This is a genomic window from Mycoplasma sp. CSL10166 (assembly GCF_017116885.1).
In the GTDB taxonomy this organism is placed as follows: Bacteria; Bacillota_I; Bacilli_A; order Mycoplasmatales; family Metamycoplasmataceae; genus Mycoplasmopsis.
Genome location: NZ_JAFIRF010000001.1, coordinates 411,011 through 429,913, shown reverse-complemented (window position 1 = coordinate 429,913; position 18,903 = coordinate 411,011). Strand labels below are relative to the sequence as shown.

11 protein-coding genes are annotated in these 18,903 nt (G+C 24.8%); 9 read left to right on the top strand and 2 right to left on the bottom strand.

The features are described 5' to 3' along the window. Position 1: 1 nt before the first annotated feature. Both JXZ93_RS01745 and trmB read right to left on the bottom strand, forming a co-directional pair. A complete protein-coding gene (locus JXZ93_RS01745) occupies positions 2-232 on the bottom strand; it encodes a hypothetical protein (protein ID WP_205851840.1) in 231 nt (76 codons plus the stop codon). A gap of 48 nt (positions 233-280) precedes the next feature. Beyond that, positions 281-889, bottom strand: a complete 609-nt coding sequence (trmB, locus tag JXZ93_RS01740) for a tRNA (guanosine(46)-N7)-methyltransferase TrmB (RefSeq protein WP_205851841.1) — start codon at positions 887-889, stop codon at positions 281-283. A 72-nt stretch (positions 890-961) separates the two neighbouring features. On the opposite strand from trmB, the gene JXZ93_RS01735 reads away from it, so the two are divergent. From JXZ93_RS01735 to JXZ93_RS01695, 9 genes are all read left to right on the top strand, one after another. After that, positions 962-2,179, top strand: a complete 1,218-nt coding sequence (locus JXZ93_RS01735; protein WP_205852547.1) for an AAA family ATPase — start codon at positions 962-964, stop codon at positions 2,177-2,179. Beyond that, the gene (gene pheS / locus JXZ93_RS01730; protein ID WP_205851845.1) at positions 2,179-3,153 is read left to right on the top strand and encodes a phenylalanine--tRNA ligase subunit alpha; all 975 of its coding nucleotides are present in this window, start codon (positions 2,179-2,181) and stop codon (positions 3,151-3,153) included. The genes JXZ93_RS01735 and pheS overlap by 1 nt, the downstream gene beginning before the upstream one ends. After that, complete coding sequence (locus tag JXZ93_RS01725; RefSeq protein ID WP_205851846.1) at positions 3,143-3,826, top strand: uracil-DNA glycosylase; 684 nt, start codon at positions 3,143-3,145, stop codon at positions 3,824-3,826. The genes pheS and JXZ93_RS01725 overlap by 11 nt, the downstream gene beginning before the upstream one ends. Continuing rightward, positions 3,826-6,093: a phenylalanine--tRNA ligase subunit beta gene (locus tag JXZ93_RS01720; protein WP_205852546.1), complete on the top strand. Its 2,268-nt coding sequence runs from the start codon at positions 3,826-3,828 to the stop codon at positions 6,091-6,093. The genes JXZ93_RS01725 and JXZ93_RS01720 overlap by 1 nt, the downstream gene beginning before the upstream one ends. A 12-nt stretch (positions 6,094-6,105) precedes the next feature. After that, positions 6,106-7,401 (top strand): serine hydroxymethyltransferase, encoded by a 1,296-nt coding sequence (gene glyA / locus JXZ93_RS01715; protein ID WP_205852545.1) that lies wholly within the window; start codon positions 6,106-6,108, stop codon positions 7,399-7,401. A gap of 75 nt (positions 7,402-7,476) precedes the next feature. Next, on the top strand, positions 7,477-8,124 hold the full coding sequence (locus tag JXZ93_RS01710) for a LemA family protein (protein WP_205851852.1): 648 nt from the start codon (positions 7,477-7,479) through the stop codon (positions 8,122-8,124). A 108-nt stretch (positions 8,125-8,232) separates the two neighbouring features. Next, on the top strand, positions 8,233-10,515 hold the full coding sequence (locus JXZ93_RS01705) for a hypothetical protein (protein WP_205852544.1): 2,283 nt from the start codon (positions 8,233-8,235) through the stop codon (positions 10,513-10,515). Positions 10,516-10,849: 334 nt separating this feature from the next. After that, complete coding sequence (locus JXZ93_RS01700; RefSeq protein ID WP_205852543.1) at positions 10,850-16,177, top strand: MGA_1079 family surface serine endopeptidase; 5,328 nt, start codon at positions 10,850-10,852, stop codon at positions 16,175-16,177. Continuing rightward, entirely contained in the window at positions 16,170-18,818 is a 2,649-nt protein-coding gene (locus JXZ93_RS01695; protein WP_205852542.1) for a hypothetical protein, read from the top strand. Before JXZ93_RS01700 ends, JXZ93_RS01695 begins: the two co-directional genes overlap by 8 nt. Positions 18,819-18,903: the final 85 nt, after the last annotated feature.

Below are 18,903 nucleotides of genomic sequence, written 5' to 3'. Positions count from 1 at the left end.
TTTACGCAATTCTCCCTACCACATAAGCTATTACAAGAAAAGTAGCAATTAAAGACATTGCGACAACTGCGCCGAATATATTATAAAAAATATCTCTTTTATATCAAATTAATTGTTTTTGTTCGGTAAAATATTTTGTATTATTTTGTTCTTGCAACACTTTCGCTCTAGCATATTCAATTTCATTTTTTCTGAATTGAATAAAATCTATTTTCTTATTTTCTTTATTCATTTTTAACTCCTAATAATATAATTATAATTCTTTTAGATAAATAGAATATTATTTTTTTCTAGCGAATAAATAATTAATATTTTTTCCTTTGCTAGATCATTTAATTTCATAACCTGTTTTGTAATTATTTTTATTATATTTCGAATTGTGTAAGTCGGTCGTTGAATCTACAATTTCTCAACCATTTTCTTTTAAACTCTCAGTTGAATAATCAAAAAAACCATCATTATCAGTTTTTAAATGTAACTGACCACTTTTAGTTAGTAATTTCTCGTATAAACTCAAATATTTTTTATAGGTTAATCTTCTTCTTTCGTGGGAATTTTTTGGTCAAGGATCACTGAAAGTTAATCAAATTTTATCAACATTTCCTTCGAAAATTTCACTTAAATTATCTGCATTTTCTGTAATTACAAATAAATTAGTTAATTTTAAATCATTAATTTTATTTAAAATTTTGTTAGCTACAGTAGGATATTTTTCTATTGCAAAAAATCTTATTTCAGGATTATTAAGTGCTAATTGAGAAATCATCTCCCCTTTACCTGCTCCGATTTCTACAACATCATTTGGATACAATTGGACCGGAAATTTGTTTAAATAAAACTCTGAATTATTTAATTTATCTTGTGCTGTGTTATCATGTCTTAATCTCATAGTTTAAATTATATAAGAGTTATTTAAATATATGATATAAAACTATAAAAAAATAATATAATATATAAAAATATGAACAATAATTTAGCAAATAATCTAAGACCACAAACGTTTGACGATGTTGCGGGTCAAAAAAACATAGTAGAACTTTTAAAAAAAGTTTCGAAAAATAAAATTACTACTAGTTTTATTTTTTTTGGTGAGAGCGGCGTAGGAAAAACTACTATGGCGCTAATTTTAGCTAAAAATATGGGCTTAAATTACGAGTATTTTAATGCTTCAATTGATGATAAAGCTAAATTAACAAAAATATTAAAAAACAACGAAATAATTATAATAGACGAGATACATAGATTAAATAAAGATAAACAAGATATATTACTCTCATATTTAGAATTTGATAAGGTAATAATTTATGCAACTACAACAGAAAACCCTTACTTTAAAGTAAATCCTGCATTAAGAAGTAGAATGCAAATTCTATCATTAGAAAAAATAAATGAAACTGATATTGTTGAATATATTAAAAAATTAATAATAAATAAAAAGATTAAAGTAAAGATAAGTGATGAAGTTTTACTGGCACTTTCTCGGTTTTCATCAGGAGATTTAAGATTATGTTTAAATAATTTACAATTAATTTCGTTGATATTAGATGATGAAAAAGAAATAACTAAAGAAGACTTAAAGAAAATAATACCAAATATAAATTTTTATAGTGATTCGAATTCTAGCGAACATTACAATAACTTATCAGCATTTCACAAAAGTCTTAGAGGAAGCGATATTGACGCATCTCTTTATTACGGATTATTGATTTTAAAAACCGGTGATGTTAATGGTTTGTTTAGAAGAATGCTTTGTGTAGCGTACGAAGATGTTGGAATGGCTAATCCAAATTTGGGTTATCGAACAGAAGCTGCAATTAGAGTATACGAGAGGCTTGGAGAGCCAGAAGGAAAATTAGCCATTTCTGCGGCTATCATAGACCTAGCTAATTCTCCGAAAAGTAATTCTGGATATTTAGCTCTTAAAAAGGTTGAAGAATTACTTAGTGAAGGTAAAATATATCCAATACCAAAACATTTAAAAGACTCGCATTATAAGTCTGCAACAAAATTGGGTCATGGAACTGAATATAAGTATCCACATGACTTTAAAAATAATTGAATTGAACAAAACTATTTACCTAAAAAAATTAAAAATATTAAAATATTTGAATATGGTAATTCAAAATTTGAACAAGATTCAAAAAAATATTGAGAAAAAATAAAAACAGAGGAGAAATAATGATAAAAATTGATATTAATACAATAAACAAACTAGAAGACCTAAAAAAAGTTAAGGCGGAACTTTTGGGTACAAATGGTGAAATTTTTAAATTACAACAAAAGATAAAAACAGCATCTGTTGAAGAAAAAAAAGAAATAGGTAGAAAGATTAATATTTTAAAAAGAGAATATGAAGATTTTTTTAAGTTAGCGGAATTAAGAATTAAAGATATCGAAATACAAGAAAAATTAAAATCTAGTTTTGTAGATTTTACCGAACCAGTGAATTTAAAATCATCTTTACACCCAATTACAATTATTGAAGAAAGATTAAGAGATTGATTTTTACAAAGAGGATATTACGAACAAGAAGATGGCGAAATCGTATCGGATGAATTTAATTTTGAACGTCTTAATATACCTTCAAATCACCCAGCAAGGGCAATGCATGACTCTTTATACTTTGATCCTAAAACATTATTAAGAACACACAATACAGGTATTACCGCTCGAGCCTTGGACGAATATAAATATTCTAACGAGAAAAATAAAGAAGTTTCAATTTTTTCTATTGGTAAAGTATACAGAAATGACGAAGATGATGCAACTCATTCTCATCAATTTACACAATTAGATTTCGTTTCAATCGGTAAAGTGAGTTTTCAGAACTTAATTTGAACTCTAAAATCACTATTATCATATGTTTTAGAACAAGAAATTGAAATTAGATTAAGACCAAGTTACTTCCCATTTACAGAACCAAGTGTTGAAGTTGATGTTTTCTATAAAGGTAGATGAATTGAAATACTTGGTGCTGGTATGTTGCACCCAAAAGTTTTAGAACTAGCAGGATATAACGCAAGAGAATACAACGGTTTCGCCGCAGGTTTAGGTTTAGAAAGAATAACAATGATTAAATATGGATTTACAGATATTAGGGATCTATATAAAAATGATTTAAGAATTTTGGAGCAGTTTAAATATGAAAAATAGTTTTTTAAATATATTAACAGAAGAAGGTAAAAAACCTTACTTTAATAACATTATCAATCAATTATCTATTTCCGAAAAAGAAAATAAAGTTATCTTACCATATCAAACAGATATTTTTAGAGCGTTTGAATTTTTTCAAGTAAAAGATACAAAAGTTATTTTTATCGGACAAGATCCATACCATACATTAGGAACTGCGGATGGTTTAGCGTTTTCTTCTAGAGACAAAAAAACTCCCCCATCATTGAGAAACATTTTTAAAGAACTTCAAAAAGATTATCCGGAAGTTAAATTAGAAACAAATTCGCTTGTTAATTGAGCAAAACAAGGTGTTTTGTTATTAAACACCGTTTTAACTGTAGAATACGGTAAAGCAAATTCTCATAAAAATATCGGATGAGAAAACTTTACTTTAAAGGTAGTTGAACAAACGATAAACGAAAATAATAATGTCATTATAGTTGCGTTAGGAAAACAAGCTCAAGAATATATTAAAAAACTACCAAACATACATAAAATATCAAACGAAAATATTCTAGCAACTTCTCACCCTTCCCCTTTTAGTTACAAAAGAGGATTTGAAAATTTTCAATTATTTAAAAAGATAAATAATTTACTAAAAAAATATAAAACAAGACAAATCAATTGAGATTTAACTAAGGAGGTAATTTAATGCTTTTATCATTAAATCACATAAATAAATTTTTACCTAATAAAAAGCTAACTCACAAAGAAGTAGAGATTGCATTAAATAATTTAGGAATTGAAGTCGAGGGTACTAAAAAATTTAGTGATGTTGAAGGATTATTATTCGCAAATGTTTTAGACGTAAAAGATAATCCAAACTCAGATCGTCTTGATATAGTGAAATTAGAAACTAAAAACGGAATAATACAAATACAAACAACTAATAGAATTTTAAAAAGCGGTGATTTTATAGTTTGTTTTCCTGTTGGTGCTAAAAAAGGTGATTTTACTTTCGGTGCAAAAAAACTAAAGGGCGAACTATCAGAAGGTATGATGGCCGCTTGAAGTGAAATCGGCTACAAATGAGATCTTTTAGCGGAAAAAGATGAAATTCTAGTGCTACCCAAAAACTTCGCAACAATTAATGATGATCCTATAAAACTTTTAGGTTTAGATGATTATATAATTGAAATTTCGTTAACCACAAATCGTAACGATCTTAATTCGTATTATTTTGTAGCAAAAGAAATTGCCGCATATTACAATACAGAATTTAAATTTAACTTAGAAAAAATTGAACCAACATTCGAATCAAATATTAAGGTTAAAAATACAATTTCTTCTGAATTAAGTTTTAGTGAAGTTAAAGGTAATAAAGAAACAACTTTATATGAAAAAATGCTTTTAGCTAAACATGATATTTCTTCTCAACACAATTGAGCCGTAAACTTAACCAATCTTACTTTATTAAACACAGGAGCAACAGCGCATGTTTATGATAAAAATAAAGTTTCAGATCAAATAACAGATGAAATTTTTACAGGCAAAATAAAGATATTAGGAAACAAAGAAATTGAAATTAAAAATGTATTAATTATAAAAGATGACAAAAGACCGATTTCAATAGCTTCTGTTATGGGTCTTGAAGATACCAAAAGTGATTTAAATTCCACAGAATTTATCTTCGAAGTTGGTGTATTTCCTACCGAATTAGTAAGACACGGCGCAAAAGAAATCAAATTGTCGTCTAATAGTTCTTCCCAAGCTTCAAGAGTGATTTCTTCACAAGTTGCAAATATTGGAATGGAATATATAAGAAATTATGTAAAAGATTTAAAAATCTCACAAACTATTAATCCTATCAAAGTTCCAAGTAATAAAAAAATATTTTTGGATTATTCATTGTTGAAATTGTACGGTCAATTTGATGATTTGGATAAATTAAAAGACTCAATAGAAAAATTATCAAATTTAGATTTCAAAATTAAAAATAATGAAAAAGAACAAAAAATAGAAGTTATAGTACCAAATTATAGATACGATATAGAATTAGATGTAGACATCATTGAAGAATTATTTAGAATTTACTCTTATGACAATTTTAATCCTAATGAATATTTATCTAAACCATATCATGTAACTCAAAAAAGAAATAACTTAAAACAAAAAGTAGTTAACCAAGGATATACTGAAGCTAGAACGTTCACTTTAGTTTCAGAAGAAAAGAGTCTTTTTAATCCGTTCCAATTTGAAAAAAATATGTCCTTAATGACCTTTGTTTCTAAAGAACGTCAAGTTGTAAGAAATTCTATTATAACCTCCCTTCAAGAGGTTGTTGAATATAACCAAAAAAGAAAAATAAGCGATATTAACATTTTTGAGAAAGGAATGATAAATAATAATAGAATGGTTTTAGGTTTAGCTACGACAACAAAAGATTATTTAACATTTAAAAACGATTTAATTAACATTTTAAATCAAGAAGTTAAATTTACACGTAATTTTAAATATCAAAATAAAAATTTTGATTTAGATAATATTGGAAATGATATAAACTTACAAATCAACCCTTATGCTTCTGCATATATAATTGCAAATAATACTTTAATAGGTTGAATTGGAAAACTTCATCCAAAAAATGATAATACAAATGCCTTTTATGCAGAAATATTATTAGACTCATTCAGTAAACCTTCTATTTTAGAGGATAATAAATTACAAAATATATCTAATAACTTTTCTTATAAATCAATTGATTTAACACCTTTAAAAACAATTGATATAACTTTCAGTATTGAAACTAATATGGTTATAGAAAATCTAATAAACGAGATAAACGAAATTACTAATAATGAAATTTATTCAATTAAGAAAATTGATGAATATCAAAAAGATAACAACAAACAGATCACATTTAGAATAAGCGCTTCAAATAGAATAGTAGAAGTATTAAACTCAAAATATAACGCCTAAAAGGAGCATAAAATGTATAAAAAAATAAATTTAAAAGATAAAGTTGTGTCAGATGCAATTAATGGAGAATTAAATAGACAATCAGAACATATCGAACTTATAGCAAGTGAAAATTATGTTTCTGAAGATGTTTTAAGAGCGCAAGGTAGCGTATTAACTAACAAATATGGTGAAGGGTATCCAAATAAACGTTATTATGGAGGTTGTGAATACGTAGATATTGTAGAATCGGCCGCAATCGAACGTTTACAAAAACTTTTTGGTGTCAAATACGCAAACGTTCAACCATATTCAGGTTCAGTTGCTAATGCTGCTGCAATAGCTTCTGTTGTACCTAGTGGTGGAAAAATTATGGGTCTTTCTTTAAGTTCAGGAGGGCACCTAACACATGGTTATAAAATTTCATTTAGCGGTATATTTTACGACTCTATTTCTTATGATTTAGGAAAAGACGAAAAACTTGATTATGACGAAATTGAAAAGCTAGCTTTAAAAGAAAAACCAAATTTAATTATTTGTGGTTACTCAGCTTATTCAAGAACAATTGATTTTAAAAGATTTAAAGAAATTGCTGACAAAGTAGGTGCAAAACTAATGGCAGATATTGCACATATAGCAGGTTTGATAGTAGCTGGAACCCATCCCTCACCGGTTGGATATGCTGACATAATTACTTCCACAACTCATAAAACCTTAAGAGGAGGACGTGGGGGAATTATAATGACAAACGACGAAGAAATAGCAAAAAAAATAAATCGTTGAGTATTCCCTGGTTATCAAGGAGGCCCTTTATTTCACGCTATAGCAGGAAAGGCTGTTGCTTTTTATGAAGCGTTACAACCTCAATTTAAAGAATATGGTAAAAAAATAGTTGAAAATTCATCGAAATTTGCAAAAGCTTTTTCAAATCTTGGATATCGTTTAATAAGCGGAGGAACAGATAATCATCTTTTTATGCTTGATATAGTACAAAAATTTAATAAAAACGGAATTTTTCTAACAGGTGCTAAAGCAGAAAAAATACTAAATAAAATAAATGTCACTTTAAACAAAAATAGCATACCATTTGATAAATTACCACCGACACAATGTAGTGGAGTTAGAATCGGGACAGCTGCAATGACAAGTAGAAATTTTGACCAATGAGAAAAACTAGCTTCCATAATTGACCAAGCATTAAAAATACAATTTGAGATTGAGTTGAACGATGGTAAATCGGAAGAAAAGCATGAGAAATTAATTTTAAAATTAAAGGAATCTGTTTTAGAAATAACTAAACAATACCCAATAATTAAAGAATATATATAAAATTCTTTTGTTTTATAATTTAAAAATTATATAATTAATTGAGAATTAGTATTTCAAATAACAATAAGGAGAGAAATGTCAAATTTATTTAATAATAGAGAATATACAGCACCACAAGGATTAGAACCTGCTGTAGATAACTCAGTAAAAAAACCAGAATCAAGTATTTTAGGAAAAATATTTTTTTGATTAGTTGGTTTGTTGATTTTTTCAGCAATTTATTATGTTGTAAAAACAAATATGTTTAAGAGAATGCAAAATGATGTTAATGAAGCTGCATCAACAATTGATACACAATTAGCCAAAAGAGCAGATACATTATACAAATTAGTAAACTCAGTAAAATCATTTAAGGATCACGAAACAGAATTATACACAAGCGTCACAAAAATGAGATCATTAACAGGTACAGGAAATATTAATGATTCCGTGCAACTAGAAAATTTAAGTAATTCTGTCTTAGGGAGATTGATTGCCGTAAGAGAAAACTATCCTGAATTAAAATCATCTGATTTATACAAGGAGTTAATGGAACAATCCGCTTATTTAGAAAGAGAAATTAGTGCTGCTAGAAGATTATATAATTCTAGAGTTAACGAATTTAATTCAAGTATATTTACATGACCAAATAACGTTATATCATCAACAATGAAACTAGTTACACTCCCTCTATTTCAAGCTAGCCAAAAACAAAGAGAAGACGTATCGTTTGATAATTTATAATTATAAAAAACCAAAAGAAATATCTCGTTTTGGTTTTTTTATCTTTTTTTATATAACAACATAAAGTTACTATAGAATAATATAAAACACATCCAAAGGAAGGTAAAAATGAAAATAAAAAAAATATTCCCTATTTTAATTGGTATTTCAACACCATTTTTGACAATATCATGTGAAACTGGTTTGAAAGAACAAAAACAAAATAATAATAGTAATCCAAATAACGCTTCAAAAATAGAAAAAAATAATGTTGAAGATCAAATGATAAAAATTGATATCACAAGAGTGTTGTTGGAAGATAAGATTTTGACTTTTGAAACAAAAGAAGAAAACATAAATAAACTAAGTAATTTAATAGTTACTCTAAATTATAAAATAAACAATAAATTAATGAAAACATCAACAACAATAGACAATAATTTATCTTTTAATCTAGAGGAAGTAGATAATTTAACGACTTTTGAACTGATTTCAATTGAATCAAAAAATAGTAGCGTTCATTTTAATATCATTAATAAAAATATTACAAGAACAGAAAGTAATAAAACAAATCCTAACAAAGAAGTTTCGAATAATAATGATAATGAAATTGCAAACGAAAAACAAGGCACAACTGTTTCTAAAGAAAATTTAAAAAATAACAATCAAAAAAATAATGAAGATCAAAAAGAGATAAATAACGATGATGAACAAGAAGAAAATAATGAAATAACAAATGCAGGAACAATAGGAAATCCTAAAAATATTTTTAGTTTGGATTCATTTCCTAAAAATATTGTTCTAGAAGATAACAATAACAATAGAATTGTAGTTGAAAATTATTTTAAATCAGAATTATATAAGGCTGTCTCATTTATAAACGGAGATAGCTTGAGCCAACCTGAAAAATGAACAAAATTATCTTATCAAAACTATGATAAATTTGACGCCTATAAAAATATTCCAAATTTAATAGTAAAATTCAAAAAAGATAATAAAACCGTGAAATTTATAAACAAAATAATGCCTGTATTAATACAAGATAATGATTTAAAAATAGAAAATAACGAAATAATAATTAATAGAAATATCGCAAACTTTTTAAATAAAAACTTTGAAAATAAAAAAATTACTTTTTACATTAAAATTAACAACGGAAATATGATTGAAACTTTACCTATAACAGTTGATTTAAATAATATTAATAATAATTTTTATGAAATTGTTGAAGAAAAATATGATTTTGAATTTAATGTAAGTCTAAAAAATGAAATATTAGTAGTAAAAATAAGAAATAAAATTAATAAAAACTTTTCATTTACAACAAATGATGAAAAGAATATATTTGTAGAACAATTTGGAACAACAAGTTCCGTATCATATGAAACAGAGAAAGAAAGTGATTTTACCCTCTTTAATTCTCCGATAAATACTAGTTTATCAACATTAAATTCAAATGAAAAATTTTATAAAAACAATAGAAGCGCAAAAAGATTAGACGTTCAAAGTAACCAAGATACATTGTTCCAAAAAATAAGAGAAAGAGTTTTTGTTGTTGGAGGCGGAACAATGACAATGCTATCCAAGGTTAAGTCAAATGATAACAATGACCAAAGATACTATTTTGTAACCAATAGACATGTTATAGATATATTAAATTCTAGATGATCAGACCCAAGAGTTATGAAAAAACTTATGATTCCTCATTATGATGACTCATTAATTAGAAATTCCGATAGTCAAGTATCGATAGATATACAAAAAGAATGATTTAGTTTTGGTTTTTGAGAATCTTCTAATCAAACAAATAGAAATGGAACATTAACAAACAATGGAACTCAAAATGCAGATATAGCCATTTCGATAGTAGACATAAAACCTATTTTAGAACATGCAAAAGAAACTAATAATATATCAATAATAAATTATTTAAATAAATGAAAGACATTAAAATCAATAAAATTAAGCAAATACTCAAAAGGTTTAAGTGAACATTCAAATGTAGATTTTAGAATAGCAAGTTTTCCATTAGATAATTTTGCTGGTTTTAGCGGAAGAAGATATCGAGAACACATAATTAGTAAAATTGATAAAATCGAATTAAATGACCAAGCAAGGGAATTTGAAAAATATGGACACTTTAGAACTTTTATTTTAAAAGATATACCTTCTAGCAAATTGGATTTAATTTCAGGTGCTTCAGGTAGTGTAGTTTTTGATCAAGACTTGAATATGGTTGCCTTATTTATGCAAAATATAGGAAACGATGACCAATATGGTTTTGGGCTTCTTTCATCTAATGAATACGATTATTTTGGATTTGAAACAGATAATAACCCTAATTCATTTAAAAATAAATTAAAATCAGAATTAAGAAAGAATCCAGAAAAATTCGAAGACATTGAATTTTAATTAAAAATAAACCAATAAAAATAACTAATTTGTTATTAAAATGTAATTTTAAGTGTTACACAATTAATATAAAGGTAAATTGTGCAACACTTGTTTTTTTAATAAAGCGGATTACACTTATAAAACAATCTGTCTTGTATATAAAAAGCTAAAAAGAAAAATAAAATAGTAAATCAGGAAAATAATATTTATTGAATATTAAATTTTTGAAATAAAGTATTGATTTATATTAAGAAAAAACTTAAAATAATAATTATTTTAATGATAATTCATTATTTTTATATAATATATAAATATAATATTTAACTTTCCAAATAAAGGGGGTGAAGTGAAATTGAAAAATAATAAAAAGGCATTAATTGCATTTTTTTCTGCTTTAGGAATTACTTCTATTTCTGTCGCAACAACTCTTGGGGTTTTATTACAAAAAAAACCTAACAATACGCAAAAAAATAAAAATATTCAACTCAGAGAAAAATACAAAAAAATATTAGAAACAAATTTAACCATTAATTCAGATAAAAATAAAATTATAAATTTTAAAAATAAAATTTTAGAACAATATCCTTATTTAGAAAGCGAAAAAGAATATGTTCAATTAAACTCAAATATAAAATCAACATTAGAAAATTATGAAAATATTTTAAATGAAAATTTTAACACCACTAATTTAGAAATTAATAAACCTCTAGAATCCAATATAATGAGTAGTCTAAATTGATTCGAAAGTATAATTACACAATCTAACATAAATTTCAATAATTTTGACTCGAATCTTACATTAAATTCATCTAAAACTCTTTCTAATATTGACCAAGTAAAGAAAAATGAATTTAACTTATTTAAACAAGATTTAGAAACTAGTTTAAACAGGTTTGAAGACAAAGAAATTCAAAAAATAAAAAATAAAATATTAGAATTATATAAATTTCAAAATATTCCTAACGAGTATTTGAAATTAAATAAAAAAATATTAGTTTTTATTAAAAACTTAAATAATTTCTTAAGTATTAATTCTATCGAACCTCTTGAGGGTGTTAAGGTAATTTTTGATCAAAACGAGTTATTCCAAGAACTTCTAGAAAAATTAAATAAAGTTATAGATCCTAACGACTTTAACTATAGCGAATTAAATGATGAAACAAATGAAAAAATTACAAAATTAGCATCACTTTTAAATATAAGAAATAAAATCATTTCTGACAATAACGATAAGATGACAAAATACTTAAATAATTTACCTATTTATCAATTTAACCAACAAATAACAAAGGATATTTATTTAAATCAAAAAACATTAGCATACAATAATATAGAATACAAAAATTCACTAATAGAGAAACTTTATGAATTAGATAAGAATGCTTCAATTGTAGATTCTATATTAGATAATTATTCATTCGAAGACAAAAATACATGATTAAACAATTATCAATTAATCCAAAAAGAGTTAAAAAATGATATTAATTTAGAAACTATTTTTAATTTTAAAAATAATTTAAAAAGCGAAATTAGAAATTCATCTTCTCAAAGTAATGAAAAAAACTTTGAAATAAATAAAACAGAATTATTAGACAAAATTGAAAATGACTCAAAATTAGAAACAAAAATTAAAGAAAAATTAAAAGAAGAGATAAAGGATTCGCTTACAAATTTGGAGTTAAATTACGTAAGAAATATTTCTAAAAATGAGCACAATGATTTAAATAAATCTAAGGAAGAATTAAATATTCTAATAAATTCAGCATTAATTAACAATAATTTAAAAAATGATTTAAATATAATAACTTCTCAGCTAAACAGTAGTAATAAATTTATAGATTTTTTTGATAAATTCAAAGAACTAAAATTACTTATTGATAAATTAAAACTAAAAATAGATGAATATTATTCAAAAATAATGGATAAATCACTTAACGGGAATGCAGAATATAATTTTTATATACTTCTCAATAAAAATAGAAAAATATACAATAACAACTTAATTCAATATTTCGATCTAAGCAATATTCAAAATAATATAAATATTATTAAATTATTTTATGAAGAATTAGAGAAATTAAATTCGTTGCCAAACGAAAATAAAACAGCTTCTCAATATTTAAAAGAGAGTGCCGAACAAAAATTTAATATTGAAAATTATCAAGGCGAAGCTAAATATGATTTAGAAGAAATAAAAAATGCTGCATCGTTTAATTTTGATAATGCAAAAATATTTTTCGATCACTCAGATACCGAACAATTTAACTACACAATAAAAAATATTGAATTAGAAGGTGAAAATCTAGATACTTTAGTGTTAACAATTGAAGTAAAAATTAAAGGTATTCAAAATTTTGCATACACTTTCAAAAAATCTAAAAAGTATAAATACGGCGGTATAGAAGAATTAAATAATTTATCTTATGATAATTTAGATCAATTATTTAATATTAACTATGAATTGCTAAATTCATATGCCAGAGAAGAGATAGAACAATTAAATGAGAATCAAAAACAGGAATTACTTGAACCTAAATTTGTAAATTTAGGAAAGTATTTTAAATATGATGTTTCAAATATTTTTATAACAAGTAAATTGAATTCATTCATTAATATTAAATTTAATAACCAAATTATTAAGTCAATTTCGTTGAGCTCTATCCATAATTTTAATCCAAGAACAATTGAAAAACAAAGTTATTGAGATAATATAAATAAAGAAAAAATACTAGATATCATTAATTCAAATGATAAAAGAAAATTTTTTATGAATATTTCCTTGAAGGACCCTAAAAATAGATGAAATCACTCCGATTTCTTAGCATCCGAAGCTATTGAAAAAATGAACGAATTTTATAATATGCCTAGTTTTGGAAAATACGAAATTTACATAGATAAAATAACTAATGTAAATAATTATAATCGCAAAGCAGATTTACAACTTTGATATAAAGAAAATGGAATACCTGCACCTAAACCTGTAGAAGGTCTTAAAAATTCATTTACCGTAGATAATTTCATGTTTTTAAACTATGAAGATATAAAACCTAAAGATGAGTTTTACACTGAAAAAGACTTTAATTCCCAAGAATTTAACTCTAATCAAATAGATTCAAATATTAAAAATTTAATGAATCAAATTAACGAATCTGTTTTTGGTTGAAATTTAGGTAGCGGTACTATCGAAAGGAAAGATGGTACTACAGTAAAAATTGATTACAGAACTTTAAATCCTATTAATTTTATAGAGCAAAAAGCTTTTAATAAATTAAATTATTTTATCGGGATAAAAAATAAAAACCAAGAAAGAGCTATTGCCGGAGAAAATAAAGACAATCTAGATTTTATTGGAATCGAAGATAAAAATAAAATTTATAACTCAGGAGTAACTACAGTTTCAACAGATTTACAACCGCTATTAAGAGATTATTTTTACTACTTTTATGATATAAAAGCAGTTGGTTTAAGAGGATTGACTTTTAAACTTGGATGAATTAAAAAAGACAACAACTTAGTTAGATATTCAAATAACAAAACATATACTTTAATAAATCTTGTTAATGATTACGAACAAGCTTTATATCCCGAAATAATGCTTAATAATATCAAATTAGATGATATTATAATAAATAAACAAATGCTTTCAGAACATAATGTAGATTATTTTTTAAATAATAAAGAAGAATTTTCAAAAGCAATAGATTTAAAAGGCCAAGACGAAAATAAAAGATTAACTTATCGTAATTTCAAACTTAATGTCGATAAATTTAAGATAAATGATATTAAAAAGTACAATAATAATGAGGTTTATATTAAACTACAAGTAGATGGTTTTGACCCTGCTCATAATGTAAGTAAAACATTTGTGGGTAACTCATGATATAAGATAACCGGCTTCAAACAAACTGAACAATCGGAGAACTCAAACATTGATTTTTATTCAGGTTTTAACCAAGAAAAAAGAAATTTAATAACTATTTTTAATTCTAATGATGAAATTATTAGACAAAGAGTTATTGAACAATATTGAAAAGATACTTATTGAAAATACAATAAAAACGAAGAAAACGTATATTGATACTTAGATAAAAAATATCTCGAAAAAACCGTTTTAAAAGAAACTACAACAAAATCAACAATTAAATTTACAATTCACGCAGATATATTATTAAACGATAGTTCTAAAGCACAAAGATTAACAAGAACTAACGATGATAATACATATTTGATTGATTTCAATCAACTTAAAAATGAATCAATAATTATATTCGATAAAAGTACATCTTTCAGATCTGGAAGTAATAGAACAACCGTAGAATATAAAGTCATTTTTAAATGAGATGAAAACGGAGGAATAAAAGTAATAATAGATAGTAAAGACAAAAATAATAAAATTTTTATTGGTGATCCTAGTTTAATAAAATACTCAAATGGGGTAAATTTTGATCCTAATAAAGCTATTGGCGTGTTACCTACAGCTTCCGAAATAACAATTAATTATACAAGTACATCACAAGAAGAAAATTTTGAAATAAATTCAAATAAATTTGATTACAATGATGTATTTTACACAGATAATGATCAACCAATTTTATTTAGCAACGACACTTCATTTTTAGAAAATAATGAAGTGTATTACCCAAATCAAAATGTTCCATATAAATTCCATGAAGGTTATTTAATGGATGCGGACATTTTAAATTGAAACAAACAGGAACATTGAGAATTAGCTAGAGATACATGAATGAGATCTGTACAATTTGTTGCTGATGATAGACCAGAAAATTGAGAACACAAAAATGATTTATGAGGCTCAACTTCTATAATAGGTAAAGTAAATAATGACAAAAATGACCATAAATATTATTTAATTTCAAATAGACATGTGATCGGTGAAAATATTAAAGATTTCAATAAACTTGCCAATAATGAATATTACTACAATTTAAATTTAGCTCCAAAACATAGAAATAATATAATAAATGAATATTGAAGATTTAACCAAGATGGTTCAAACGACAAAATTAAGGCTAAGACCGACATAATTTGAACAGGTTTAGACCAAAAAAATGAAAATGATCCTTCAAAATCTGCAACAGTTGATTTAACTATATTTATCGCTGATTTTAATGAACAATATCTAGACGCCAAACGCAACGGAAAAATGAATATCGTATACAAATTAGATTATATAAATAACTACATAGAACCCGTTAAATTCAACATAGATTTTGAAAAAGGTCATATCACAGTTCCGTCAAATCGTAATATTGCTTTAATAGGATATCCATTATCTAAAATTTCTGGAATAATTAGTCGAAGACCAAGTGGCTCATACACAGGAAGAGACGATGATCAAATTAGTATTAAGAGTCAATCTAATTATGCTCCTGTATACTTAGGGGCTGGAGGATCAGGAACAAGTATGTACTTAGATAATAACACATACTTCGCAACATGATGAGGTGGAAACAAAGGATTTGATAGTTATGCGTATAGATATTGAACAAGACAACATAATTATATAGGTTCAAATTTAGAAAATCAAAACCCGTTTGATGTCAACAATACAAATTCATTTGCTAGCCAAATAATGAGAGCTAATTTAAAAAATCCTAATGAATATAGTTCTCCATGATTCTATAACTACAATTTCGCAGAAGAGGATAAAGATGAATAAAAAGATTAGAAAAATAATAATAACCGGTACACTATTAAGTTCTTTTACTTTGACATCAATATCTTGTTCTAATAATTACCAAATCCCTAAAAAAGAAGATAATTTTGAAAACATTATCGTTAATATAAGCTATAAAAATTCTTTAGATGTCTCTTTTGACAACTTATCAGATTCTGATATTAATAACAATGAAAATTATTATATTTTGGCACCTAATAAATATTTAGTGCAATTAATTTCAAAAGAAAAAAAAGAAAATGAAATATTAGTTAAATATAATTTAGTTTATAAAAATAAGATTTCTAAAACATTTACAACAAGTATTCCTAAAGAGGGCTTTTTTACAAATAAAGAATTAAATACCAAAGAGACCGAATTAGCCCCAAATTTTGAAGAACTAAGAAAAAAAATTAATTTTCAATACCAAGCAAAAACATCTAGCGCTACTCAAATTGATACATCACAAATTTCACATAACCAATTAAATAACTTTAATATTAAAATTGTTGATGTTTATAATTTTGATAATTCTATAAGCGTTAATTACATTATTTATAATAATAACTACAGTTCAAAGTTATTTACTTATAACATAAAAAAAATAGTTAATAATAATTCAGTAGAAGAAGATAATCAATCAACTGAATATAATTTTGAGCTCGAAAATAATAAAATTTCAATTGAATTTACAAATAAAAATTTTATTGATTTTAACTCAATACCAGAAAATGAAATAAATAACCCGGAAAATTACAATTTCTCAGGAACTACATTAGAACATCAATTTATTAGCGCATCAAAACAAGAAGATAATAAAATTCTTGTTAAATATAAGTTGATCCATAACGGTGAAATATCAAATAATACTTTTCAAAGTCAAACAATTAATAGTTATGATGGAATAAATTTTATGCTTTTAAATAAAGCTAAAATTAATTATAAAAATTCAAATAATACTTTATTTAAAGATGTAGAAACATCGGAAAAAAATAAAGTTTCTAATGACAAAATTGAATTCGTAAACAAAAATAGTAAAGTTCAGTTTATATTAATTGATGCTATCAAAGAAGAAAATAAAATTAAAGTTCTATACAAAATAAAATATAATAACAAGTATTCACAAATATTTGAATATCATATTAATAAATATGAATTTAAACTAAACGAAGATGAAATAAACGAAATTAAAAATGGTATAGAAGTTTCATTTAACAATCCAGGATCTTATTCTTGAGATGAAATTAAGCAAAATATAGATAATGAAGAATTAAAAAATAGTTTTGCTGCTAAAGAAATATCTATTGAGTATTCAAACAACATATATATCCCTGAATTTAATTCAATAACATACGATGAAAATAATATTATTATTACTTTAGCATTTAATAATAATCAAATAAAGCATTCCTTTGACAAGAAAATTAATAAGAACATTTTTGTTAAAACACCAGCTTCTCCAGAAGAAGCTAAGGTTATTGTACAAAACATAACAACTTTTTCATCCGCAGTTAGGTTTGAAGACATTTTTAACGAAAATATGACTATTGAAATCAAATCTAATGACGAAAACGCTATAAATAGCGGTATTAATCCAGGTGTATATAAAATACAAGTACCTAAAGATCAAATGAAAAATGTATATAGTAAAAATGATGAAAATTCAATCGTAAAAAACGGAATAAAAGAGCAAATAATATATGCCGATTTAAGTGGTCTTTACAATACTGAAAAAATAAAAAATATTAGATATGAATTACACATTAATTTTAATAATAGAAATAACTCTGAAAACTTATTAAGCTATAGTCCAAGCACATATAAGTTTAAAAATAACGAATTTACAATCTTAAGCGATCAATCAAATGGCAAATCAGGATATATTAATATATTTGATTATGCCTCACGTAATCGTTGAGATAATTGAGACGTACACAATACAGATCAATCAAATCAAAAAGACTATATAACATTTAAAACCGCTAATAATAATCCAAAAACTTTTTATAGTTTTGAATTTTCTACATGAGCAGGATCTACTAAATTAGACTCAAAAATAGTAATGCCTAAAAACATTGTTATAAAATATTCTGATGACGGAATGAATTGAAAAGAAGCTAAATATCAAAGCAAAAAATCTTACAAAGATTTTGGTCCGTATAGATTATTTACCAGTTCAGAAACCGGAAATCACGGACCACAGCAATACTATGAAACTTATAATATAAATAGAGATAGTTATACCAAAGGATATCCGCTTATGAACTTTGATTTTCAACCTTTTAGAGCGAAATATGTAAGATTCGAATGAGAACCTCAAAATAACTTATCACCGGATATAAATAATAAAATTCAACAAGCTATGTTTAGTTTAAGATTATTAAGCTTTAGATATGCAAATAATGATATAAAAAATTATGATACCCAAACAACAACTCAATATGTTAATGATATTAAGATTAATCTTATCAATAAAATTGATGAAGTGAACAAATATGTTTATACATTAAAAAGAGAGACTAATGGAGATTTAATTGATAAAATTTTTATTGAAATAGAAAAAGCAAGAAAAGTTTTTTATTCTGAATACAATGAAGAATTATTTAATAACAAAATAAAAGAATTAAATGACTTAATGAATTAATAGTAAATCAAGCAAAATTTATTGCTTGATTTTACTTTGAAAAAAACTAAAAAGTTATTTTTATAGGTTAAAAAGATTATTTTTT